Raw genomic sequence first — 24,984 nt, 5'->3', positions numbered from 1 at the left:
ACACTGACTCCATCGATACTTATTCCAAACCCATGCGCAGCCGCGCAACACGACACTAGAGAGCCTTCCATGACTGCACGTATCCAGAAGCATCGCCTCGCCGTTGCGGCCAACCTTCACGACTTTATCGAACATGAAGCCCTGCCGGGTACGGGCATGGCGAGCGACGCCTTCTGGCAAGGCTTCGATGCGCTGGTCCACACCCTGGCGCCCAAAAACCGTGCCCTGCTGGCCGAACGCGACCGTCTGCAGACAGAAATCGACCAGTGGCACCGCCAGCAGCCCGGCCCGATTGCCGACATGGCGGCCTACAAAGCCTTTTTGTCCAGCATCGGCTACCTGCAGCCAGCCCCTGCCGACAGCCGCATCGACACCAGCAATATTGATACCGAGCTAGCCGAGCAAGCCGGCCCGCAGCTGGTGGTGCCGGTGATGAACGCCCGCTACGCCCTGAACGCGGCCAACGCCCGCTGGGGTAGCCTGTACGATGCGCTGTACGGCACCGACGCCATCAGCGAAGACGACGGCGCCACCCGCGCCGGGGCCTACAACCCGGCACGCGGCGGCAAGGTCATTGCCTTTGGCCGCGCCTTCCTGGACCAGGCCGCCGCACTGGAAACCGGCTCGCACAGCCAGGCCGCTGCCTACCGTGTGGCCAATGGCCAGCTGGAAGTCGTGCTGCAAAACGGCAGCAGCACCGGCCTGAAGCAACCGGCACAATTCATTGGCTATAACGGCGATGCCGCCGCCCCGACTGCCGTACTGCTGAAAAACAACGGCTTGCACTTTGAAATCCAGATCGACAAAAACAGCGCCATCGGTACCCAGGACGGCGCCGGCGTAAAAGACATCGTGATGGAAGCGGCCATCAGCACCATCATGGACTGCGAAGACTCGGTAGCCGCCGTGGATGCCGACGACAAGGTAGTGGTGTACCGCAACTGGCTGGGCCTGATGCAAGGCACGCTGACCGAAGAAGTAGCCAAAGGCGGCAAGACCTTCACCCGCCGCATGAACGCCGACCGCCAGTACAGCGCAGCAGCCGGTGGCAGCCTGACCCTGCACGGCCGCAGCCTGCTGTTCATCCGCAATGTGGGCCACCTGATGAGCAACCCGGCCATTATCGACGGCGAAGGTCGCGAGATTCCGGAAGGCATCATGGACGCTGTGGTCACCACCCTGATCGCCCTGCACGACCAGCAGCGCCGCGGCAACTCGCGTACCGGTTCCATCTATATCGTGAAGCCGAAAATGCACGGCCCGGACGAAGTGGCGTTTGCCAACGAGCTGTTCGGCGCGGTGGAAAGCCTGCTGGGCCTGCCGCAATACACGGTAAAACTGGGCATCATGGACGAAGAGCGCCGCACCAGCGTGAACCTGGCCGCCTGCATTGCCGCCGCCCGCCACCGCGTAGCCTTCATCAACACCGGCTTCCTGGACCGCACCGGCGACGAGATGCACACCTCAATGGAAGCAGGCCCGATGATCCGCAAAGGCGACATGAAAACCAGCAGCTGGATTCAAGCTTACGAGCGCAACAACGTGCAAGTAGGCCTGGCCAGTGGCCTGCGTGGCCGAGCCCAGATCGGCAAGGGCATGTGGGCCATGCCGGACCTGATGGCCGACATGCTGAAACAGAAAATCGGCCACCCGAAAGCCGGTGCCAATACCGCCTGGGTACCGTCGCCGACCGCTGCGGTACTGCACGCCCTGCACTACCACCAGGTCAACGTGCAAGACGTACAGAAAGGCATGGAAGCCCAGCCTGCCGAAGACCTGCAGGACGCGCTGCTCACCATTCCGGTAGCGGCCAACCCTAACTGGAGCGCTGCCGATATCCAGCAAGAGCTGGACAACAACGCACAGGGCATTTTGGGTTATGTGGTGCGCTGGATCGACCAGGGCGTGGGCTGCTCTAAAGTACCGGACATCCACAACGTAGGCCTGATGGAAGACCGCGCCACCCTGCGCATCTCCAGTCAGCACATTGCCAACTGGCTGCGCCACGGCATTGTGACCGAGGCACAGGTGATGGAAACCCTGCAGCGCATGGCCGCTGTGGTAGACCAGCAGAACGCGGGCGATGCCGCCTACCAGAACATGGCCGGTCGCTTCGACAGCTCGGTAGCGTTCAAGGCCGCGTGCGACCTGGTGTTCAAGGGCTGCGCCCAGCCATCCGGCTACACCGAACCGCTGCTGCACGCCTGGCGCCTGGTGGCAAAAGCCCGGTAACACCGGCTCATTAAAAACAAACCTCTGCATCAGCTTGTAGTACTTGCTTACCAATTACACCAAGCTGACAGCAGATCACCGAGCGACGCTATTTTGCGTCGCTTTTTTATTGAATTTTGCCAATATCTAACACACAAAAGCCACGCTCCTATGCCAAAATCCTAGCTGCATCAGCCGATTTATCTATCCGACAGGACAGTAGCGTGGATATACAAAGCAATAGACCGGTGGAAAATGGTAGCTACCGCCCCATTTCCCTACGCCGCTTACGCATGAGCGCCAATGCGCCGCGTAGCCTGTTGTTATTGGCGTGGGTATTCTCCACGCTCGCATGCGTGACGCTGGGGCTGGGCGCCGTCATCTTCCAGTGGTCGGGCATGCCCATGCACTTTGGCGGTGTGTCATTCTATATTTCCGCCTACCCGCCACTGACTATCTGCTTGCTGTGGACACTGCTGTTCGGTCTGGCCTGGGGTGCCATTCCGGCGTTTCTGTCGACCTTTATCCTGTCGGTGTACGCCGGCATGGCCCCGGGCTGGGCGGCCTTGTTTGCCTTGGCCAACCCGCTAGGCCTGACCGTGTTCACCATCGCCTACCGCGCCATCGCGATTCCGCTTAACCTGCGCAGCATGGACTCGCTGCTGTTTTATGGTTTGCTGGCATTTTTCAGCAGCGTATTCAGCGCCAGCGGGGCATTCATCTGGACCCACACCAACCACATGGCATCCGGCGATGCCTTTGGGCTGTGGCAAGGCTGGTGGCTAGGTAACCTGCTGCAAATGCTGTTCATTACCGCCCCGATACTGGCCATCGTGGCCGACCCGGTGTGCAACTGGCGCAACCGCGCCCTGTTTCAGCTGACCAACAGCCCGCGCACCAGCCTGCGCTGGATGCTGCTGGCCGCCAGCATGGTGGTGATTGGCGTGTACATGTATATCGCCCTGTCTTTCTGGCTCAGCCACGAGGCCATCACCGCCAGCACCAACCTGAACACGGTGGCCGGCTGGCAGCAGGCTACCGAGCTGATTACCGCATCGTCTTCGTCGGTCTACATGGTGTTATCCATCATGTTCCTGGCCATGGCGTCACTAGGCTACCGCTTTGTACGCACCTGGATCGGCGAACTGCAGCAGGCCGTACGCCATGCCGAAGAGGCCAATCGCGCCAAATCGGGTTTTCTGGCACGCATGAGCCACGAGATCCGCACCCCGATGAACGCCATCATCGGCCTGTCCAACCTCGCGCTACAGCACAGCAACAGCCCGCGTGAACGCGACTATCTGCAAAAGATCCACCACGCCGGTAATTCGCTGCTGGTGATCATTAACGACATTCTGGATTTCTCGCGCTCCGAGATCGGCACGCTGCAGCTGGAACAACGTGCCTTCAAGCTGGAAAGCTTCATCGGCTCGCTAACCGACCAGCTGCGGCCGCAGCTGGACAGCAAACAGCTGGAACTGATTGTGGATATTGCCCCTAACGTCCCCCGTGTGCTCAGTGGCGACACGGTGCGGCTGGGCCAGATCCTGCTGAACCTGCTGAACAATGCGGTAAAGTTTACCGAAAGCGGCGAGGTCAGCCTGCACATTAGCCGCCCCGCGCAGCAGGCCACCGAGGAAGGTGTCGTGACCCTGGGCTTTGCGGTGAGCGATACCGGCATCGGCATAGACGAGAGCCACTTGGCACGGCTATTCCAGCCGTTCACCCAGGCAGATGAGTCCATTACCCGCCGCTACGGCGGCACCGGCCTGGGCCTGGCCATCTGCCAGCAGCTGGTGGCCGCCATGGGCGGGCAGATTACCGCCGCCAGCAGCCCGGGCCAGGGCAGCTGTTTCAGCTTTGCCATTACCCTGCCCTTTGAGGCCGGCACCGAAGTCGCCCCACTGGCCGGGCAAAAAACCGCACTGCTGATTCACCGCCACGAAGGCATACGCGACAACACCAGCGCGATGCTGCAAGGCATGGGGCTCAACGTGATCAGCGCCAGCGGCATCGGCACCGCCCGTGCCATGCTGTACCAGCATGGCGATGTCACCCCGGCGCTGCTGCTGGCCGAGCTACCCGATCACACCAATGCGACAGATCACCTGGCCAATCTGCGCCGGCTGGTACCCGGGCGAGAGCCCGATATCCTGCTGATCGCGCCGCGCTACAGCAGCAGCGCAGCAGAATACGACAGCCCCGCCCCCCTGCTAGTGAAGCCACTCAGCCCGGAACAGCTACGCCAAGCCATTCTGCACGAACAGCAGGCCCAACCGCAGCCCGCCAGCCCGCCTGGCAAAAAAGGGGGCTGCCTGCAGGGCAAGCAGATCCTGTTGGCGGAGGACAATGTAATCAACCGCCAGATAGCCTGCGAACTGCTGGAAGATGCTGGCGCCCGCGTAAGCTGTGCCGAGAACGGCCAGCAAGCAGTAGAAATGGCGCTGCACGGCCTGTTTGATGCCGTGCTGATGGACGTGCACATGCCAGTCATGGACGGCATGGAAGCTTCGCGCCAGATCCGTGCCCAGGGGCTCACCACCCTGCCCATCATTGCCGTCACCGCCCACGCCTTCGATGCCGCGCGACAGGAAGCCCTGGAAGCCGGCATGGACGAGCACCTGAGCAAGCCCTACACGCCGGAGCAGCTGTACAGCCTGCTGTGCCGCTTTATCGGCCAGCCGAGTGCGGAACAACAACCGGCGAACAGCAGCAACAGTACCAGCACCCCTGCGCTGCCTGGCATACAGCCTGGCCCGCTGCCAATGTCGCTCAACCCGGAGCAGTTTCAGTCGCTGCTGCGCAAGTTCCGCCAGCATCACGCAGACGACGCCAGCCAGCTGCGCCAGGCCTGGCAACAAGGCGATACCGACACCATCCAGCTGATTGCCCACAACCTGAAATCGGTCGGGCACTATATCAATGCACAACACATGCAGCAGCTCGCCAAAGAACTGGACGCCCAAGCCAAAGCGGGTAGCCCACCGGCCAAACTGGTTGAAGAGCTGGCTTGCGCCATTGACGACATCCAGGCCGGGCTGAAAGCGCACTTCCACACCACCGAAGATCCACACCGAGAGCCCAGATGAAGACGCTTGCCACCCTTAGCCTCACCCTGCTACTGAGCCCACTGGCCCAGGCGGACAACCTGATTGTGGACCTGGGCACTGCCGAGCGCGCAGCCAGGCTGTTTTCCTACCCCAACTGCCTGAGCAACTGCCCTGCCCCGGATAGCTCGCTGGAGCAAACCGTCAGCCACTGGCTAAGCCAGAGCGTGCAGCGCGACGGCTACACCTCGGCCGTGCGCATTTACCGCAAAGATGACCGCCTGTACGCCGACCTGAACCGTGCGGCCAACCCGGCCAACAAGGACGAAAACAAATACCCGGTACCCGATGACTACGGCGACGCCATCCGCAGCTACCTGGACATCGGCGATATCGGCTACGCCAAAGCCGAAGAGCTGAAAAAGACCCCGCAATGGCAAAGCAACTGGCGCTTTTTCCTGACGCTGGGCATGGCCCTGCGCAACCACAACACCGTCCAGCTGCTGCACTTCCCGCCAGACACCGTGCTGAACGACACGCAAGACTACCTGAGCGCTGCCACCACCGTGCGCTGGGGCAACCTGCTGGGCTTTAATGGCGTGGATGTACGCCAGAACGGCCTGTACCAGACGATCGACGACATCGCTCCCATCGCCGCCCCCGCCGATGCCGGCACCGCACTGGAAGGCGTGTACGACACCTTTACCCCGTACACCCTGGCGCTGATGCAAAGCTGGACCGCACCCAAAGTCGGCCAGAGCGTACCGCGCCCTATGGTGGTACTGGGCAGCCCGGCACGCAAATGGCTGGCCAGCCAGTTCAAGCTGGGCACGCTGAAAGTGGGCGACCAGTTTCCGCTGGACGTCGGCAGCAACAAGCAAGTACCCGTAGCCATCGGCAATCACCCCAGCCTGATCTGGAACGCCGGTAGCGACAGCCAGGGTATCAGCATCATGCGCCAGGACCTGACCGTGGCCTGCTGGCAAGCCGCCATGGGCAAAAACCCGTCGGCCGATGCCAAAACCACCATGGACAGCTGCACACAAACCTGGAAGAACGAAGTACAAGCCTGCCGCCTCTATTACACGTCCATCAAGAACACCAGTTACGCCACCGCCACGCAAAACTGCGCACCGGCCGTCGGTAAAAAACGTTAAGCAACCGCAGGGCCGGCGGCAGCGCCGGCCCTGCCACCCACCGGTGCGGGCAGCCGCGCAGCCGATGCGCTACAATGGCGGCCAACTTCATACCGTGCACCACCCATGCTGAGCTACCGCCATGCCTTTCACGCCGGCAACCACGCCGACGTGCTCAAACACCTGATCCAGGTGCAGATCATTGATTACCTGGGCCAGAAAGCCAAACCGTTCTGGTATATCGACACCCACGCCGGCGCCGGTGCTTACAGCCTGACCGAAGGCTACGCCACCAAAACCGCCGAATACACCGAAGGTGTGGCACGCCTGTGGCAGCGCGACGACGCCCCCGCCGCCGTCAAGCGCTACCTGGAGGTGGTAGCCGCCATCAATACCGACGCTGACGGCGCACTGCGCTACTACCCCGGCTCGCCGTGGTTTGCCGCCGAAACCATGGCCGGCAGCGAAAAGCTGCGCCTGTTCGAGCTGCACCCCAGCGACCACCAGCTGCTGCAAGACTGCTTTGCCGATGCCGGCCGCCGTGTACGCGTAGAGCGTGCCAACGGCTTTGAAGCCATCAAGTCGCTGCTGCCGCCACCGCCGCGCCGTGCGCTCACGCTGATCGACCCGCCGTACGAAGACAAGGCCGATTACCAGCACGTGGTCAAAGCCATGAAAGAAGCGCTGAAACGCTTTGCCACCGGCACCTACGCCATCTGGTACCCGCTGCTGCAGCGCGCCGAGATCAAGGAGATGGTGAAAGACCTGAAAGGCCTGCCCTGCCACAGCTGGCTGGACGCCACGCTGACGGTGCGCACGCCATCCAAAGACGGCTTCGGCATGCACGGCAGCGGCATGTTCATCATCAACCCGCCGTGGACGCTGCACGCCACGCTGCAGGAAACCCTGCCCTGGCTAAGCAAGGCGCTGGCAGTGGACGACGGCGCCTGGCACAGCCTGGAATACCGCGAAAACTAAGCACGACACCATGACAAAGCGGCCAACCTTGCGTGACAAGGTTGGCCGCTTTGCTTTGTGTGCTGCCGGTACAGACCGGCTTACACCTGTACCGACGGCACCGACTTCATGCAGCGCAAGGTAAAGTGCGAACGGCTGTGACGAATGCCGGAGATTTTGTATAGCTTCTCGCGCAGGAAGCGCTCGTACCCGGCGGTGCCGTCTACCGCCACCTTGATCAGGTAATCGTACTCGCCCGACACCAGGTGCGCCTCCAGCACCTCTGGCAGCGCTGCCAGCTCGGCGCCAAAGCGCGCCAGCGTGTCTTCCTCGTGCGCATTCAGGGTAACCTCGATCAACACCGTATCGCGCAGGCCCATGCGCTTCTGGTCTATCAGCGCTACATAGCCCTGGATATAGCCTTCTTTTTCCAGCTGGCGGGTATGGTTCCAGCAGGCACTGGCCGACATGCCCACGCGCTCGGCCAGCTCGGCATTGGACAGCCGCGCATTGTGCTGCAGCTCGCGCAGAATCTTTCTGTCTTGCGCACTCAGGCTGTAGGTATTTTCTTCCATGGCACCACTCCGGCAGATTGTTCCGACATTTTGCGCAATAGCAGAATATTTATCCAGACACATAGCAAAACAGCTGGCCAATCAAAAGCACCTTCTGCGGGCCGCACGGTACAGTAAACACACTGACACGCACCGCAGACAACGCGCCACCAGCGCGCTGACCACCGCCAGCCACCCACGCTACGGGCTGCACACACAGCTAGCCACCCCACAAGGGCCACAAGCTGCAGGCGTAAAACAAGGGGCACAAGCACCCGGGACAAAAGACATGCCGGCCGCGCGCCGGACGCATGCGGCCAACCTTGAAGGTTGGCCGCAGCGTTTTGGGCTGATACACAAAGCGGGTACGAAAAAACCGCCCGCAGGCGGTTTTTTCAGCGCAGCCGTACCGGCTTACTCGGCACTGACTGTAGCAGCCTTGCGTTTTGCCAGCACGGTACCGGTAATCACCACCAGCGCGGCGCCTACCGCACCTGCAACCTGGTGCGACCAGCCCGGCAGCGTACCGATAAAGCCGGTCAGGCCCTTATCGCTCACCAGCATGGAGCCGCCAATCCAGCCCAGCAAGCCGCCGCCCAGTGTAATCACCATCGGGAAACGGTCCATCAGCTTCATCACGATCTGGCTACCCCAGACAATGATAGGAATACTGATCACGATGCCGAACACCACCAATGGCATGTGGCCACCGGAGGCACCGGCCACGGCAATCACGTTATCGATACTCATCACGGCATCGGCCACGATAATGGTTTTGACCGCACCCCACAGGTGGGCACTGCCGTCTACGTCGTGGCCATCATCGTCCTCACCCACCAGCAGCTTCATACCGATCCACAGCAGCAGCAGGCCGCCCACCAGCTTCAGGAACGGGATATCCAGAATCTGCAGTGCAAACGCAATCAGCACCACGCGCAGGCCAATGGCACCCACTACACCCCAGAAAATGCCTTTCTTGCGCAGGTCTTCCGGCAGGCTGCGGCAAGCCAGGGCGATCACGACTGCGTTATCACCACCCAGCAGAATATCAATGGCGATAATCTGCAGCACAGAAATCCAGAAGGTGCTTTCACCCATCATTTCAAACATCTTGTCATCCTCCCTCAAAACTTTTACAACGAGCAGCCGTGATTATCGCCGCAGAAACTTTCAATTAGCTGTCAGGCCAGCACCATATCGTAAGCCAGCTTGCAAATCAGCACGCTCACCAGCACCAGGAACAACAGCCGCACAAACCCCGCCCCCTTGCGCATAGCTAGCCAGCTACCCACCAGGGCACCCAGCACATTACACACCGCCATGGGCACGGCATAGCCAAACAACACATTGCCACTCGGGATAAAAAAGCACAGCGCCGCCACATTGGTGGCCAGGTTTACTACCTTGGCCGAGGCCGAGGCATGCAGGAAATCAAAGGCAAAAAACCGTACGAACAAAAACATCAGAAAGCTGCCGGTGCCGGGGCCGAACAGGCCATCGTAAAAACCGATGCCGCCGCCAATGGCCAGGCCCACCAGCATCTCGCGCCGGCCTATTGCCACCGGCGCGTGCGTGGCACCCAGCTGTTTTTTGCGGAAGGTATACACCGCCATCACGATCAACAGCACCAGCACCAGCGGGCGCATATAGTGCGCGGGGATATAGCTCACAGCGGCGGCACCGGCAAACGACATGGCAAAGGCAGCCGCCGCAGCCGGCAACACCAGACGCCATGGAATGGTGACGCGCTTCAGGTAGGAACGTGCAGCAAACACGGTACCCACCGCCGATGACATTTTATTAGTACCAAATAGCGTCGCCACCGACACCTGCGGCAGCGCATTGAATAGCGCCGGTATCTGGATAAGCCCGCCACCGCCAACCGCGGCATCGATCAAGCCGGCCAGAAAAGCAAAGACGCACAGGAAAGCCAGCGTGAACATACATACCCCGTTTTTTTGCGAGGCGTCATTGTAACGGGATATGCGCGCGCTGTCGGGGCATTGCGGTTTTATCGGCAAAACACTGCGTGCATGTTTTGCCCGATACAGGGATAGTATCGGTTCCACCCTTGCCATGCCGCACTGCGACCACCATGACTACCGACCTGCTGGGCTATATTGCCGCCTTTCTCACCACCACAAGCTTTTTGCCACAAGTGATCCGCACCCTGCGCACCGGCGACACGCGCAGCATTTCGTTCACCATGTACCTGATGCTGGTCGCGGGCGTAGCCGCCTGGCTGGCCTACGGCTTGCTGCTGGGCGCGCTGCCCATTGTGCTGGCCAATGGCATGACGCTACTGCTGTCGTCCATCATTCTGGCCATGAAATGGCGCGAGATACGCGCTAGCCGGCACGCAGCATGAAAAAAGGGGGCCGCGCCCCCTTTGTGCAGCCACCATTCGCGGCCGTGTTTATTTGCCGATGGTTCTCAACAGCGGCTCCACCAGACCAGAGAAGCCTTCCCAGATGATCTGCACCCCCAGGCACAGCAGGATGAAGGCCGTGAGGCGCAGAAACACGACCGAGCCGGTACGGCCCAGATAGCGCATCAGCTTGTCGGCGTGGGTCAGGCACCACCAGGTCAGCACGCTGATGGCCGCCACCGCCGCCACCGCCGCCAGCGGGGCCACGGCAAATTTTTCCAAGCCACGGCCTGCACTGCTCAGCGACGCGCCCACGGTAATGGCCACCGAGATGGAACCGGGGCCAACTGTCAGCGGAAAAGTCAGCGGATAGAATGCCCGCTGCTTCAGCACTTCGCGGTTTTCTATTTTCTCTACGCCCGGCGAGGCCTCTGCCGGTGCATCGTTCAGCATACGCCAGGCAGCAAAGGTAATCAGCAGGCCACCGGACAGCTGTACTACTGGCAGCGACACACCAAAAAAGCTCAGCACAAAACCACCGATATACATGCTGCCCAACAACAGCAGAAAGCAGTAAATCGCGATGCGACGCGCCAGAAACGCACGCTGCGGCTGGCTATTGTGCGCAGTAAGCGAAATGAAAAAAGGCACCAGACCGGGCGGGTTGATGATGGGCAGCAGGGCGGCCGCCACAAACAGGAATTTGCTGACAAACAGCGACATCATCGGGGTCATGCACGGGTACCAAGCTAAGTCGAGAATGAGCGGATTCTAGCACTGCCGCCCGGCATTACCAGCCCGCTGGCACAACACCATGGCCTGCTTTATGAAAAAACCTGCTAAGAACATCAGAAATCAAGCTTTGGGGCAATAAAGGCAGGCTCTACACTGCGGCCAACCTTACCCGGAGCCCTACCATGCTGCACCGATTGCGCCGCCACTGGACTACCTACTCGCTCATGGCCGTACTGGCCAGCGCCGCCTTGCTTCACTTGGCCGGCACCCTGCACCTGGGTGACACTGCCCGCCAAGCACTACAGGCCACCAGCGGCTGGACCAGCGATCCACTGTTCTGGACGTTCATTGCCATTGGCTTTATGGCACAGATTATCGATGGCGCCTTGGGCATGGCCTACGGCGTGACTGCCAATACCGCACTGATGTCGGCTGGCGTACCGCCCGCCGCGGCCAGCGCCGGCATTCATCTGGCCGAGATTTTCACGACCGGCGCCTCCGGCCTGGCGCATTTGAAATTCGGCAATATCGACCGCCAGCTGTTCAAGCGCCTGGTGATACCCGGCGTACTGGGCGGCGTAGCAGGCGCAGCGGTGCTGGCCTTTGTCGATGTGAGCATCATCAAGCCGGTGGTGTCGGCTTATCTGTTGCTGATGGGCATCTATATCCTGCTGAAAGCACGCCAACAGCTGGCGGATCGTGGCCAGCCCAAACGCATCGCTCCGCTGGCGTTTCTGGGCGGTGCGCTGGACTCTATCGGCGGCGGCGGCTGGGGCCCGGTGGTGACAACCTCGCTGATCGGCCGTGGCGGCGCACCGCGTACGGTGATTGGCTCGGTGAATGCGGCCGAGTTTTTCCTGTCAGTAGCCGGTGCCGCGTCGTTTGCGGTGTTTATCGGCGTATTCGAGCAGCTGGAGCTGATTGCCGGCCTGGTGATCGGCGGCATGGTCGCTGCCCCGCTGGCCGCATGGACCACGCGCTACCTGCCGGCACGCGCCCTGATGACAGTGGTCGGCTTGCTGATCAGTGGTTTGTCGATCTGGAACCTGTACAAAGCGCTAGCCTGAGCGCATACGACACCATCAAAACAAAAGGTTGGCCGCTGCGGCCAACCTTTTATCGTTTCTGACACCGTGTTCTATTTAGCCGGCCAACGCAGGCAGGGCCACACCTTCCGTGCTGAACTGGTAGTCGCGGAACACGTGCTCGGCGCTGAGCACCTGGTAGCTGCCATCCGCCAAGCGGTGCGTGGTGTCCTTGAGGCGGTAGGTGTAGTGGCCACAGGTCCAGCAATCGAAATTGCGCATGTGGGTACACAGGCAGGTTTTGTCCATCACCTTCACCCGGCGCTCGCCCGGGTGCGCGGCGACGGCGCGGTTATACGCCTCGATATACTGGCAGCTGCCGCTGGCATCCAGCAGGTAGCCGTAGGCTTCGCAGTTGGGGCGAATGCCATCGCCAATGGCCGGGCACTGCTTGATCATGCGCATCGGGTAGCCGGTAGGCGACAGCTGGTTGACCTCGATATCCTCTTCGCTGGCGCGGAAGTATTCCTGCTTGATCTTGTCCGGCAGGCCGCATTCGTGCGTCACGGTAAAGCGGGTGGCCACCTGCACACCCTGTGCACCCAGCTCCAGCATGCGTACTGCGTCGGCACCGGTAAACACACCACCGGCAGCAATCAGCGGAATGCTCAGGCCTTCGGCCTGCATCCAGTCGCGGATTTCTACCAGGATGGTTTCCAGGTGGTAGTCCTGCCAGTCCATGCCAAAGCCCAAGTGGCCGCCAGCCAGCGGGCCTTCGATCACGATATAGTCCGGCAAGCGCTTGGTGCGGGCGGTTTTCTTCAGGAACAGCTGCAGGGCACGCAGCGAGGACACGATGATCCCCAGCTGTACATCATGGAAACGCGGGTGGTCTTCGATCAAGGCAAAGGACCCCAGGTGCAGGCCGGCAGCCAGGGTAATGCCATCAATCCCGGCGTCCATGGCGGCACGCATGCGTACACGCAGCGTGTCCTTGGGCGCGTTCATGGTGAGCTTTTCCATGCAGTTGATAAAAATCAGCCCATCACCCTGCTTGGCTTTCATGGTGGCCTCGACGTGCAGGCGGGTCGATTCGGCTACCTCGTCCAGATCAAACTTCACCACCGACTTGTCGGCATTTTCTACGTTGAACTTGTACTGTTTGAGCTTGTTCTTGACGTACTTTGTGTCATAGCGACGGTCTGCCACGGTAGGCAGCATGGCATCGGAAATGTGGCCGATACCGCCCAGACGGGCCACTTCCAGCGCCAAGGCTGCAGTAGAAATATCCACACCCATGCCACCCTGCATGATGGGCACCAGGTCCTTGCCCGCAAGGTGCAGACGGAAATCATCCAGACAACGCATTACACATCTCTCCATTTAGATGGCCGGCATTATCGCCCAAGCAACTCGATAAAATCCAACAAAATAGAGCATTTGCTCGTTGCCGGTATTCCATGCGGCTGCGGCCAACCCTGAGCTGCATGACAGCTCAGGCAAATAATTCGGTATCACCTTCCACGCCAGGAAACGCCACCAGCCCCTGCGACTGCAAACCGATAGCCAGCAGCACGCGGGCCGAGGCCAGGTTGGCCGGGTCGATAAAGCCCACCACCCGCGACAGGCCCAGCTCTCCCAAGCCGTAAGCCCGCGCCGCCGCCGCCGCTTCTACGGCATAACCATAGCCACGCGCCGCAGGCATGAAGGCGTAGCCTACATCCACATCAGGCACGTTATGACGCCGTATCAGGCCGCACATCCCCACAGGCTGGCTATCGCACAAGCGCTCCACGCACCACAGGCCAAAACCGTTGGCGGCATAGCTGGCCACGGGGCCATCGATGAGGTATTGCTGCGCCTGCTCCAGGCTGCGGACCTGCTTGTCGGCAATAAAGCGGATAAAGTCCGGGTCATTCAGCAGTTGCAAGACAAAAGGCGCATCGCCGAGCACAAACTCACGCAGACGCAAGCGGGCGGTAACAATAGGAAACATGGCAGCCTGGCCACCTGACAAAGTGACAAACAGCCGGCACTGTACCGCAGCCAGACAGCGGCGTCTGCCCCCTGGCCCACCAGATGAATTTTTCACACACAAATCCATAATCCGGCTATTGATATTACGGAAACTGCCCTCATACACTGCCTTATTGCGCCAGATAGCCGGCAGCAAAAGACCAACTCTCCACAGGAAACCGACATGTCCATTACCGTAAACGGCGTAGAAATCACCGAAGCCATGGTGCAGGCCGAGCAGGCAAACCACGAAGACACCGCCAGCCCGCGCGACGCCGCCGTTCAACAGCTGGTACTGCACCAGCTGCTGCTGCAAAAAGCCAGCGAGAGTGGTTTTGACACGGCCAACGAAGGCCAGGCCATCGGCGCCCTGCTGGACCAGGAGCTGAGCTTCACCCCGGCGGACGAAGCCGCCTGCCAGGCGTACTACGACGCCAACCCGCAATACTTCAAGCAGGGCGAAAGCGCGGTAGCCAGCCACATCCTGTTCCCGCTGGGCCAGGGCGACGAGTTGGCCGCATCGCTGGCCAAAGCCAAAGCACAAGGCGTTCTGGAACAAGTACAAGCCAACCCGGACAGCTTTGCCGCCCTGGCAGCCGAGCACTCCACCTGCCCTAGCGGCAAACAAGGTGGCGACCTGGGCCAGTTTGGCCGCGGCCAGATGGTGCCGGAATTCGAACAAGCCGTATTCAGCACCGAAGCCGGCCAGATCACTCCGAACCTGGTAGAAACCCAGTTTGGCTACCACATCATCCAGGTAAAACAGCGCGCCGAAGGCGGCCAGCTGGCGTTTGCCGATGTGTTCCCGCGCCTGCAGCAGTACCTGAACGAAATGGCTGGTCGCCAGGCCATGCACGAATACCTGAGCTCGCTGGTTAAAGCCGCCGACATTCAGGGCTTCAGCATGCCTAGCCTGTAAGTCAGCCTGATGAAAGCCCTGCCCGCCACATGGCCGGCAGGGCTTTTTGCTTTATACAGGCCGCAACAAGCGCAGCCTGCTGTGCTGCGTGTTTTGGCGTAAAATACCAGCCATTCGCGGCAGCCCCACCCTGCAGCGCCGCTTATTGATTAATGGAAGACACTTTGTGAAAAACGCGTTTCTGAACCGCATTGCAGACAAATCTGCCGTCATCGGCATTGTCGGCCTGGGCTATGTCGGCCTGCCGCTGATGCTGCGCTTTGCCGAAGTCGGCTACAAGGTACTGGGCTTTGATATCGACCAGAGCAAAGTCGATGCCCTGCACGCGGGCAAAAGCTATATCGAACACATCAGCGCCGACAGTATCGCCAGCGCCCGGGCTGCCGGTTTTGAAGCCACTACCGACTTCAGCCGCGCACCAGAGGCAGATGCGCTGATCCTGTGCGTACCGACCCCGCTAAACAAATACCGCGAACCGGATCTGTCTTTCGTCCTGAATACCATCGACAGCCTGGTACCGCACCTGCGCGCCGGCCATCTGGTGTCGCTGGAATCCACTACCTACCCCGGCACCACCGACGAAGAGCTGCTGCCACGCATCGAATCGCGTGGTTTCAAGGTAGGCCAGGATGCCTTCCTGGTGTTCTCGCCCGAGCGTGAAGACCCGGGCAACCCGAACTTCACCACCCGTACCATCCCCAAAGTATGCGGTGGCATTACCGAAGCATGCCAGGAGATCGGCGTAGCACTGTACGGCGCTGTCATCGACAAAGTGGTGCCGGTATCCAGCACCCGTGCCGCCGAGATGACCAAACTGCTGGAAAACATCCACCGTGCAGTCAACATCGGCCTGGTCAACGAGATGAAGATCGTGGCCGACAAAATGGGCATCGACATTCACGAAGTGATCCGCGCCGCTGCTACCAAGCCATTCGGCTTTGTGCCCTACTACCCCGGCCCGGGGCTGGGTGGCCACTGCATCCCTATCGACCCGTTCTACCTGACCTGGAAAGCCCGCGAGTACGGTGTTCATACCCGCTTTATCGAGCTGGCCGGCGAAGTCAACTCGTCCATGCCCGACTACGTGGTGAGCAAGATTGCCTCAGCGCTGAACGAACGCAAGAAAGCCATCAACGGCAGCAAGATTCTGGTTCTGGGTATCGCCTACAAGAAAAACGTAGACGACATGCGCGAAAGCCCGTCGGTGTTCCTGATGGAAAAACTGCGCGACCTCGGGGCAGAAATCAGCTATAGCGACCCGCATGTACCGGCATTCCCCAAGATGCGCGAGCACCATTTCGAGCTGAGCAGCGTCGCCCTGTCGGCCGAGAGCCTGGCAGCATACGATTGCGTATTACTGGCCACCGACCACGACAAATTCGACTACGACATGATCCGCCAGCATGCCCAGCTGGTGGTGGATAGCCGGGGCAAGTACCTGAGCCCCACTGCCAATATTGTCAAAGCATAAGCAACGTAATGAAAAAAGCCGCCTATGGCGGCTTTTTTTATTGCTACAACCCGATATGAATCAATCGTACTGCGGCAAGGGATCTTTCTCTTTGGCAACCTTGCGGTAAACCAGCCACCGCGGAGAGCGGAACCGTACGATACGACGGTACAACCAGACATAAGTCGCAATAAACAGCACGCAGAATAGTTGCAACACCCATTCATACTGCCAAAACAGCATGGCGGGAGAAACAGTAAGCAACGCCATGGCCCACAGGTAAGGCGCGGTCATGCTATTGCGCTTAAGCAAATGTTTCGCATTGCGCCTACCGATCATCCAGCGCACCAGGCGTTTGTACACCACCTGGTGAAAATGCATGCTATCAGGCAGACCGGCTGCCATCTTGCGCTGGCGCCGCCGCAAAATGGTAAAGACCGTCTCGAAAATCGGATAAATCAATACCAGTAAAGGAAACCACGGGGATAATGTTTGCGGGTGGCGGGCCACCAGCAACACCGCCAATTCCGCCAGGATGAAACCGACAAAATAAGCCCCCGCATCCCCCGCAAAAATCAGCCCCCTCGGGAAGTTCCACACAAGAAAGCCCAATAAAGCAGCCACCAAAGACAGCGATACAGCAAAGAGCAGCATGTCGCCCAGCTGGTACGAAACATAGGCAAAAGCAAGCGAGGCCAGCACACTCACACCACCCATCAAACCATTGTAACCATCAATGATATTGACCGAATGACATACCCCCCCCACAGCAAAAACGGTGACCAGTACCGCCAGCGCGGGATAGGCCACCAGCAGCCCATCTACTAAAGGCAACCCCAAACGCACCAGTACCGCATTGAGCAAGACCACCCCCAAACCCGCCGACAAAAATGCGGCCAGCAAACGCACCATGGGGCTGACTCGCTTGGTGAGGTCTTCAAGCAAACCCGCCAGAAATACGGGTAGCGATGCAATAAGTAACAAGCCGATTTCCGCAAAATCCGACTGTAAGCCATAGACCACAGCACCAGCAATGAAACCACTAAATACCGGCACCCCACCAATCCTGGGCGTGGGTGTGACATGGAATTTCTGTACACCCACCAGGTCGTGATCCAGCGAAAAACGCGCATGCAGATGCTGGTAGCGAATGATCAACATCGCCACCACCAGCGAGCTCACAAGACTTGAAAAAAACAAGTAGATTTCCATTCACTTACAATCAGAAAGTCCAGGCAAAAAAACAGATTCGTATCACGACAAAGCTGGATTGACACTCTGGCTTGCCGTAGACACCGTTACTGACCGGCGCGAAGCTTCGCAACATATGGGCGTGCAAACACAGTCAGCACACCAAGCATCAAGCCCAGCAAAAGACCGGAGACAACAATCAGCGAACGCTTTGGTTTGGATTTCTGGTCTGGAGCGGTTGCCACATCCAGCACCTGAATCATGGAGCTGTCTCGCCCCTCTTCCACCCGAGCCAGTTCGTACTGTTTGGCCATGAGTTCCAGTAGTGTTTCGTTATATTTAACATCGCGCACAGCACGAACATACGCCAAGCCATCTTGTGGCAGACTCTTGGCCCCCACAGAGAGGCTACCCTCACCGCCCTTTTCATCCAGCTGCGCCAGCTGCTGCTTCATGGCTTCCAGCGCATCCTGGGCACGAACAAAATCAGGGTTTTTGTCCGTGGCAAAACTGCGCATAGCCACGATCTCGACTTCTTTTGCTGCAATCTTTGCCTTCAGCTCCGCCACTGTCTTCAGAACAATACTGACCTGCCCCTCCGGAAGCACCAGCCCTGTTTTCTTTTGCAGTACTTCGAGACCCAGCTCAGCCTTGGCCAGGCTCTGTTTGACATCTTGCAGCTGCTTCTCAAAAAATACACGACGCTTGGCAGCATCTGTTACCGCCAAATGCTGATTGAGCCGTTTTAGCTCAGCCACGTAGGCGTTCGCCAGGTTGGCCGCAAACTGCGGGTCATGATCATCGACATTGATCTCGATGAGCCCTGATTTTGCCGAGCTGATCATCACGGCAGCCTCCAACACTTTACGCGTGGACGACAATGTTTCCTGCTCGTAGCGCCCTTGCAGATCAAACTGCTTGATCAACCTGTCAGCAACCGTCTGACTCTTCATCATCGCAACGTACAAGTCATTAGGGTTTTTCAAAGCACCACCGGTTGCTACCCCGGCCATGGCACCCAAAGACCCCAGCGCTGCTGACAGACCGCTAGTTTGCTGCTGTGGCGGCAGGATACTGGCAGATGCCGTAAACGTTGGCCGGATGGCCAAACTCGTGGCCAGCGCAATGGAACCGCAAACAAACGTGGCCGCCAGAATGGTATTGCGCCCTTGCCACAGCTGTAATATCAGCGCCTTCAGATCAATCTCGGCGTCCAGATCATTCATATCATCTTGATTATTATTCATGGCAGTCCTGTTATTTAACTTGCACTGTTATACGCATCAGTCTTTAAGCACTTTCAAACCCGCGGCACCCAAACCAAACTGGTAAAGGATGCTGGTCCATTCTTTCAGACTTTGCGTCGTGCTGACGCCACGCTCGATTGCCTCTGGCACAATGATACTGTCACCAGGGAAAATCTTGTAACCATTCACAGAGCTGAACCAGCCCAGCCCACTACGACTCACTGCGGTACCATCCGCCCTCAGAACATAGACCTCATCGGTGTCTGCGTTCCGGCCGGCGCCACCCGCAAGTTCCACATAATCGCTTACACGGCGATTTTCCTTGAACATGAAGGCCGTGGCATTGTTAACAGCACCAAATACATTGACCGTACCAGGCTGGCGCGGGACATAAACTGCATCGCCATTTTCTAGCGGCAAGTCAGGCACATCCTTCAGTTTGAGCTTGTAGCTGCTGAACTCCAGCGCCACCCTGCCAATGGCCTGTACTTTACGCATGCTCTGCGCGCGCTTGCGATTACGCTCCAGCTCGGCCTGGATAGACAAGGCATTCTCACTCAGCGAAGTCGCGGCCAACTTGGAGGCTGCCGTCGCTTCAGACTCTTTCTCGAAACGATCTACCGCTTCCGCCAAAGCCTTCTGTTGCTGGTCACGAATACTGGGGCGCGTAAATACCATCCCGTACAAATAAGCATCGTCGCTCACCCCGCCGATACGGGATAACAACTCGCGCAGCGTCTCACCCTTGCCAAGCTTGTACACACCCGGGTTAACAACCTCGCCATCCACTTTGACATAGTGCTGGCTACTATTGGCTCTCAAAGCAGTAGCATCCACGCTGGACAAGCGGTACACCCCGCCTTGGCGTAGTGGCAGCTTCGCCGTAGCCTGTAACAAACCATTCAAACCGGCATAATCAGGGGTATTTTCCAGTGGTTTGAGCCAGCCTTTATCCACCATTTCGATCTGCAGGCGGCTAGTTTCTGCCACCGGCTGCACCCCACCGGCGCGGCGAATCAGGGTCGCGACACTTTCATTGGGCAGTGTTTCGTAAATGGCAGGCTGCTTCACCAGCCCTGCAATCGCAACCAGGTTGCCCATGGCAGGAATATGAATAATATCGCCATCCTGTAGCGCAACGTCTCCTGCTTTGCTTCCCTCTGCAATAAAGGCATACAAGTCAAATGTGGCTACGGTTTTACCGCCACGCTTGATTTCCACCCTTCGCATCGAGCCCTCAGGCGCAGGGCCGCCAACGGCAAACAAGGCGTTGACTACGCTACTCAAGGAGCTAAGCTGATAGCTGCCCGGCTGCCGGGCAAAACCCGTCACAAACACCTGAATCGCCCGGGTTTGGGCCAAAGAAACGCTCAGTTCAAAATTGGTGAAGATCTTACTGATGGACTTTTTCAGATAACCTTGCAGGTCCTTGAACTTGACGCCAGCAACACTGACATTACCCACTCTGGGGATATAAATGGCACCTGTTCTATCTACCTTGCTGACCAGGTCAATATCTACCATGCCCCAACCGCGAATCTGCAAATCATCCCCGGCACCAATCACGTAATCATCGGGCACATTCATATTCTGCAGCGGTGCGAAGGTCGAAGGCGTCTGGCTAAAATAGGCAGCACCAAACAACGGCAGCTGATCGCCCGTGCTGTCTGCCACATAGCGTGCAAACTCGGGCAGCACGGCTGCTACCGGCATTGGCGCGACTACCTGGGTAACGGTCATTCCGTCACGCTTGGCCGACTGATTAGCCAGCACGGGCGAAGCTGAGGCGCCTGACCTTTGCACACTATCGACATCATCGGCCGCCTGTGCGGTAGCCACCAACCCTATCAAGCCAAGCAAGCAAATCTTCTTGTTCATTGTGTCCTACCAGTTTTGTTTTATCGGGCCGCGGCCAACATGATCAGTATTGATGAGTCAAACTGAGTGATACGGCCTTGTCTGCTATTGATACGGATGGTGCCAACAGCGTGTTACGCTGACCTTTCCACAGGGTATAACCTGCACCGTAACCAAGCAATCCACCCGCTACAACATCAGAGAGCCAGTGTTTTCCTTTTGCCACCCGGCCTGCAGAAGCCATGCCACCCGCCACATAGAGCCAGGGCAATTTGTACTCTTCGGCAAATGGCGTGATGGCAGCCATCGTGACAGCAGCATGGTTGGACGGGAAGCTGGGATCACCACTTGCAGACTGCTGCCACACATGCGAACCAGACTCGGCAGGGCGAGCCCGATTGATCAGCCGCTTGCCCAACATGGACGCACCACCCGCCAACGCTGCGGATTGTAAGCTGATGATACCGGTATTGACCAGTACAGGGTCATCAGCCAGAGTCATGGCCGCCCCTGCCGCGCCCACTGCCAGCAACGGCGCGGCCCGCCCGGCAACATCCCAAGCTTTCACTACCTGATTGTCACCATGCTTTGCCAGCTGCTTGTAGGTAGCCTTGTCACGCGTACTGGCCACTGCTACGGCAGAAACACCCAGGACAGTGGCCATCGCTGCCGAATCCAGCTCTGGCAGTGCCGCCAGGCTATCGTCCATCCGCATACGCACACCGGACGCACTCGGCCACCACGCCGGGTCTGGCAAATCACCACCCTGGGGCTCATCGTCACGCTCACCCAGCCGACCCAGCGAATCCCCCACGGCCAACTGCCGCTCGACATCGGCCATCTCGCGTACCAGGTTATGCGGCACCTCTACCTGCTGCCCTACATCGCGCGTCCACGGCGAGATCGACATATTGACAGTCGACTGCGTATCCACGGCCAACATACTGTTAAGGGGGATACTCATGAAAAGGCCCTTATCATGATAAGGACTGCTGGGCGAGCCTGGAGAAGTAATGTCTTTACCATCCGTATAGGTGTACCAAGCCCCTGCCTCGATACCACTATTAAAGCGGCGCTTCACTTCCATGCGCACGCCGCTATCCTTGGCCAGAAAACGCCCGGCGCGCCCGGTCAACGTTACCCCAGCTGGCAGCTTGTAATGCAATGAGGCCAAAGCCGTGACGGTTTTGTAATCTTTCCGCCCGAACCAGCCCTGATAATCGCGCTGCTGCACCGCCTCCGCGGTCAGCTCACCTATCCAACGAGAGGCTGGGGGAAAATAAACCAACTGGCCAGCCACACCACCAAACATCTCTTCGAACATACCCGCCGATACTTTGCCGTATAACCGCTGTGCAGGCTGGAATAAATGCGTATACGTCAACTGCCCCAGGCGCAGTGGATTACCCTTTTTGTATTCGGCAATATCGGTACGTACATGGGGCAATAAACTGTTAGACGGGTTATCCAGTTTGCTGACGTTTTCGAACAGCTTATACGTGACCGCTCCATCCACATAATTGCGCGGGCTGAGGCGCCACTGTCCAGTGGCCTGGGCGTTAACCTCATAGCGCAAGGCGCCGGAAGGGTCGTTGAAATGCATCACCAGCTTGGGCGCAAGACTAAAGCGGTTCAGCTGCTTATCCTGACCTTTGAGCTGGATACTTTGCCCGTCTTCGTTCGCGATCAGACCCAGGTCAACGCCCTGATCCAGCTCGGCCGAGAGTGCATCAAACTCCTCCCGGCTCTTGTCCGGGTCTGCGTGGCTGACCAATGCAACATCGCGCAGTTGCGCACGCGTCGCCTGACCATTCAGGTAGGCAGTCAGAACCGGAAGGTTGAAAAATTCATAATCGGCCACCGCCAGATCACGCCGATTGACGCGCAACTTGATAACGCGCGTTTCAAGCGGTGCATAGTACATCGCCGTACGCACAGCACGCCCTACCGCGCGACCGATATCACTGATACGGGTATTGGTAAAATCCAGATGCAGCACACCATTTTGATAGGCTAGGGAAACTGCGCGATAGTCTTGTTTGTGCAAGGCGTCTAGCAAACCCAGCCGGTGCTGCGGGTCTGCACGCCATGCCTGTGCATCCGGTCGCGAACGTACCACTTGATAAGCGGCAGGTTCGTAGATTTTGGGGACAAACTCGCGTTCGTTAAAAGGGATACTGACAAAGGTATTGATACTGCTATGCGTACGGCTTCGTACCAGCTCGGCACCCAACCACCCCCAACGGTAACTCACCCCCAAAACCGGGCCATTCTGCCGCTTTCCTGCAAATGTCTGGCTGGCGCGAAAATCCTTCTGGTAATTGTTGGCATCGTACTCGGCCAACAGTGCCCAGCCGCCGTCGCCATAAGGTAACAACCAGCGCACACCGCCGAATGCCCCATTGATACGACCCGAGCCATAACCCAGGGTAGTATCAAAACGGCCAAACTGCTTGGTGGCTGCTATATAATGCCCGGCAAAAAGACCCGTGCCCAATATATCTGTTTTGCCCACCGAAAGATCAGGCAGAATCGCCCCCTCCTCCAGTACACGCAATTTTAAATCGATAACTTTATCTTTATAACTACCATAGCTGTCTTGATATTTACCGTTAAAACCCGGCGTCCCCCGAATACCGACAAAACGCGCGTTCATCTGCAAATAAGGTAGAAAAGTCAGATTGGTCCACAGGGTGCTATAGGGGCTATCGTAGCTATACCCAAGCCCGTACTGGCCATCCACTTCCACCCGTCCATCCGGCATATTCATCAGACCGGACTGACCAGTCAGGGAGGGGACCGCCATGGCATAAAAGGGCAAGCACAACAAAGACAAAGCTATCGGGGTCAGGCGCATGAGATATCCGGGAATAGGGCAAAAAAAAGCTACCCAAGCCAGGCAGGGGTAGCTTTCGACCAAGCAAGTGCTTAGTGGTGGGTGGTAGTCGAGCTGTTGGACGATGCAGCAACAGCAGCAGCTGCAGCAGCACCAACCGCGGCAAGTGTACCAACCGACAGGCCAGCAGCAGCAGCGCCCGCACCAGCAGCGGCTGCACCAACAGTACCAGCAGCGGCGCCAGCACTACCAGCGGCTGCGCCAGCGGTACCAGCAGCAGCGCCAGCGGTACCACCGGTTGCACCGCCAGAAACTGCAGCGGCAGACTGGGCAAAGGTTGGCATCGCGGCAGCGGCCAGGATCATGGCAGCGATAAGGCTTTTCTTCATAAGTCACTCCAGAAAAAAAAAGCAAAGGATTGGAGACCAACCCTTTGCATTATAGGCGTGAAGCGCTGACAAAGTCAGCTGTCATCAGGCGAAGTTTTTATTAAAGTGCTATTTACGCCATCAGTTGTTTGACAACATCCACATAACCTTGCATGGCTTGCTCGGCATTCTGGCCTTGCAGCTTGCCCCATGCGTCGTATTTGGCACGGTTAATAAAGTCCATCATGCCTGGGCGCTCACCCTGCACATCGCCTTCGGTGGCTTGTTTAAACAGCGCATACAACTGCAGCAGTGTCTGGTTGTCCGGGCGCTCGGCCAGGCTGGTCACGTCTTTCTGAGCTTGTTCGAACAGTGCTTTCAAATCGGACATATTGATTCCTTCTCTATTCTGGGTGGTGCGTCTGGCGCCCACCGGTTCATGTGTTGTTAGCCGCCATCGATACTGGCTGTGGCAAATTTACCATGAAACGATCGTTTCACAAGTCTTCCGGCTGCAGCACTATGCGTTTGAAGCTGTTTACCGGCATGCCATCTTTCAGCGCAGGGGAAAAACGTGCGGTTTGAAAACGCTGCATGACCTGCGCGGCAAAGTTCGCATCCAGCCCTTCCGGCAGTACCACGCGCTGCACGACACCCTGATAGTCAATATAGACGTCCAGTATCGTGTCTGGCGGCAGCTCGTCCTCCAGATCGGGCAGCAAGATGGGCTGTAGCGGCTCGGCCAGCGTATCCAGCTCGTTGGCCGGATAATAGCGCGCCAATGCCAGCGGGCGAGCCGGCATGACCTCGCTGGCCTGCTCAGGGTTGGCCGCATCCGGCACTGGCACCGGCAGCGCCGGAGCTGCCTCCACCGGGCGGTGCACGTCTTCTGCTACCGCATGCGCCGGAGCCGGCGGGCTGGCCAGACGCACACTCAGCCCAAGCTGACTCTGGCTAGCAGGCGGCAAGCCATCCAGCAGCAAATAGACTATCAGATGGAGTGCCACGGCCAGCAAGGTACTGGCCAGCAGCCGCTCGCCCTGGCTCTGTGGCAAAAAATGCATGAC

At 58.6% G+C, this 24,984-nt stretch carries 21 protein-coding genes; 8 read left to right on the top strand and 13 right to left on the bottom strand.

The annotated features are described in order from the left end of the window. The first annotated feature begins 69 nt into the window (after positions 1-69). The 4 genes from ACZ9XP_RS04245 (at position 70) to ACZ9XP_RS04230 (ending at position 7,372) form a co-directional block, all read left to right on the top strand. Positions 70-2,232, top strand: a complete 2,163-nt coding sequence (locus ACZ9XP_RS04245; RefSeq protein ID WP_465188057.1) for a malate synthase G — start codon at positions 70-72, stop codon at positions 2,230-2,232. Between the two features lie 272 nt (positions 2,233-2,504). Continuing rightward, on the top strand, positions 2,505-5,300 hold the full coding sequence (locus ACZ9XP_RS04240) for a hybrid sensor histidine kinase/response regulator (protein WP_465188056.1): 2,796 nt from the start codon (positions 2,505-2,507) through the stop codon (positions 5,298-5,300). After that, a complete protein-coding gene (locus ACZ9XP_RS04235; RefSeq protein ID WP_147684819.1) occupies positions 5,297-6,415 on the top strand; it encodes a hypothetical protein in 1,119 nt (372 codons plus the stop codon). The genes ACZ9XP_RS04240 and ACZ9XP_RS04235 overlap by 4 nt, the downstream gene beginning before the upstream one ends. 105 nt (positions 6,416-6,520) lie before the next feature. Next, on the top strand, positions 6,521-7,372 hold the full coding sequence (locus tag ACZ9XP_RS04230; protein WP_147684817.1) for a 23S rRNA (adenine(2030)-N(6))-methyltransferase RlmJ: 852 nt from the start codon (positions 6,521-6,523) through the stop codon (positions 7,370-7,372). 80 nt (positions 7,373-7,452) lie between these two features. On the opposite strand, the gene ACZ9XP_RS04225 is transcribed toward ACZ9XP_RS04230, so the two are convergent. From ACZ9XP_RS04225 to ACZ9XP_RS04215, 3 genes are all read right to left on the bottom strand, one after another. After that, positions 7,453-7,926, bottom strand: a complete 474-nt coding sequence (locus ACZ9XP_RS04225; protein WP_147684815.1) for an Lrp/AsnC family transcriptional regulator — start codon at positions 7,924-7,926, stop codon at positions 7,453-7,455. Between the two features lie 393 nt (positions 7,927-8,319). Next, positions 8,320-9,015, bottom strand: a complete 696-nt coding sequence (locus ACZ9XP_RS04220; RefSeq protein ID WP_147684812.1) for a TerC family protein — start codon at positions 9,013-9,015, stop codon at positions 8,320-8,322. Positions 9,016-9,086: 71 nt separating this feature from the next. Next, positions 9,087-9,848, bottom strand: a complete 762-nt coding sequence (locus tag ACZ9XP_RS04215) for a TSUP family transporter (protein ID WP_147684810.1) — start codon at positions 9,846-9,848, stop codon at positions 9,087-9,089. A 152-nt stretch (positions 9,849-10,000) separates the two neighbouring features. Here ACZ9XP_RS04215 and ACZ9XP_RS04210 point away from each other — a divergent pair, with 152 nt between their 5' ends. Next, positions 10,001-10,273, top strand: a complete 273-nt coding sequence (locus ACZ9XP_RS04210) for a SemiSWEET transporter (RefSeq protein WP_147684808.1) — start codon at positions 10,001-10,003, stop codon at positions 10,271-10,273. A 48-nt stretch (positions 10,274-10,321) separates the two neighbouring features. On the opposite strand, the gene ACZ9XP_RS04205 is transcribed toward ACZ9XP_RS04210, so the two are convergent. Further along, on the bottom strand, positions 10,322-11,008 hold the full coding sequence (locus ACZ9XP_RS04205; RefSeq protein ID WP_240803405.1) for a MarC family protein: 687 nt from the start codon (positions 11,006-11,008) through the stop codon (positions 10,322-10,324). A gap of 182 nt (positions 11,009-11,190) precedes the next feature. On the opposite strand from ACZ9XP_RS04205, the gene ACZ9XP_RS04200 reads away from it, so the two are divergent. Continuing rightward, a complete protein-coding gene (locus ACZ9XP_RS04200) occupies positions 11,191-12,075 on the top strand; it encodes a sulfite exporter TauE/SafE family protein (protein WP_147684806.1) in 885 nt (294 codons plus the stop codon). Positions 12,076-12,150: 75 nt separating this feature from the next. On the opposite strand, the gene ACZ9XP_RS04195 is transcribed toward ACZ9XP_RS04200, so the two are convergent. Next, complete coding sequence (locus tag ACZ9XP_RS04195) at positions 12,151-13,401, bottom strand: nitronate monooxygenase (RefSeq protein WP_147684804.1); 1,251 nt, start codon at positions 13,399-13,401, stop codon at positions 12,151-12,153. A 127-nt stretch (positions 13,402-13,528) separates the two neighbouring features. Continuing rightward, positions 13,529-14,029 carry a GNAT family N-acetyltransferase gene (locus ACZ9XP_RS04190; protein WP_465188055.1) on the bottom strand — a complete coding sequence of 167 codons (501 nt, stop codon included), beginning with the start codon at positions 14,027-14,029 and terminating at the stop codon, positions 13,529-13,531. A gap of 204 nt (positions 14,030-14,233) precedes the next feature. Between ACZ9XP_RS04190 and ACZ9XP_RS04185 the strand changes: the two genes are divergently transcribed. Further along, on the top strand, positions 14,234-14,968 hold the full coding sequence (locus tag ACZ9XP_RS04185; protein ID WP_147684802.1) for a peptidylprolyl isomerase: 735 nt from the start codon (positions 14,234-14,236) through the stop codon (positions 14,966-14,968). A 166-nt stretch (positions 14,969-15,134) separates the two neighbouring features. Beyond that, positions 15,135-16,439, top strand: coding sequence for a nucleotide sugar dehydrogenase (locus ACZ9XP_RS04180; protein ID WP_465188054.1), 1,305 nt, complete (start codon positions 15,135-15,137; stop codon positions 16,437-16,439). A 60-nt stretch (positions 16,440-16,499) separates the two neighbouring features. Here ACZ9XP_RS04180 and ACZ9XP_RS04175 read toward each other — a convergent pair whose 3' ends face one another. From ACZ9XP_RS04175 to ACZ9XP_RS04145, 7 genes are all read right to left on the bottom strand, one after another. Beyond that, positions 16,500-17,630: an MraY family glycosyltransferase gene (locus ACZ9XP_RS04175; RefSeq protein ID WP_170253641.1), complete on the bottom strand. Its 1,131-nt coding sequence runs from the start codon at positions 17,628-17,630 to the stop codon at positions 16,500-16,502. 86 nt (positions 17,631-17,716) lie between these two features. Further along, positions 17,717-18,856: a Wzz/FepE/Etk N-terminal domain-containing protein gene (locus tag ACZ9XP_RS04170; protein ID WP_147684798.1), complete on the bottom strand. Its 1,140-nt coding sequence runs from the start codon at positions 18,854-18,856 to the stop codon at positions 17,717-17,719. Positions 18,857-18,892: 36 nt separating this feature from the next. Beyond that, positions 18,893-20,734 (bottom strand): SLBB domain-containing protein, encoded by a 1,842-nt coding sequence (locus tag ACZ9XP_RS04165; protein WP_147684796.1) that lies wholly within the window; start codon positions 20,732-20,734, stop codon positions 18,893-18,895. A 43-nt stretch (positions 20,735-20,777) separates the two neighbouring features. Further along, a complete protein-coding gene (locus ACZ9XP_RS04160; protein WP_147684794.1) occupies positions 20,778-23,570 on the bottom strand; it encodes a YjbH domain-containing protein in 2,793 nt (930 codons plus the stop codon). A 71-nt stretch (positions 23,571-23,641) separates the two neighbouring features. After that, a complete protein-coding gene (locus tag ACZ9XP_RS04155) occupies positions 23,642-23,938 on the bottom strand; it encodes a hypothetical protein (RefSeq protein WP_170253632.1) in 297 nt (98 codons plus the stop codon). A 112-nt stretch (positions 23,939-24,050) separates the two neighbouring features. After that, the gene (locus tag ACZ9XP_RS04150; protein WP_017508078.1) at positions 24,051-24,308 is read right to left on the bottom strand and encodes an acyl-CoA-binding protein; all 258 of its coding nucleotides are present in this window, start codon (positions 24,306-24,308) and stop codon (positions 24,051-24,053) included. Between the two features lie 106 nt (positions 24,309-24,414). Continuing rightward, the gene (locus tag ACZ9XP_RS04145) at positions 24,415-24,981 is read right to left on the bottom strand and encodes a hypothetical protein (protein WP_147684790.1); all 567 of its coding nucleotides are present in this window, start codon (positions 24,979-24,981) and stop codon (positions 24,415-24,417) included. Between the last annotated feature and the right edge of the window lie 3 nt (positions 24,982-24,984).

The organism is Vogesella perlucida, assembly GCF_979366545.1.
The sequence above is the reverse complement of the archived record's forward strand: the minus strand, read 5'-3'. Positions and strand labels throughout refer to the sequence as shown.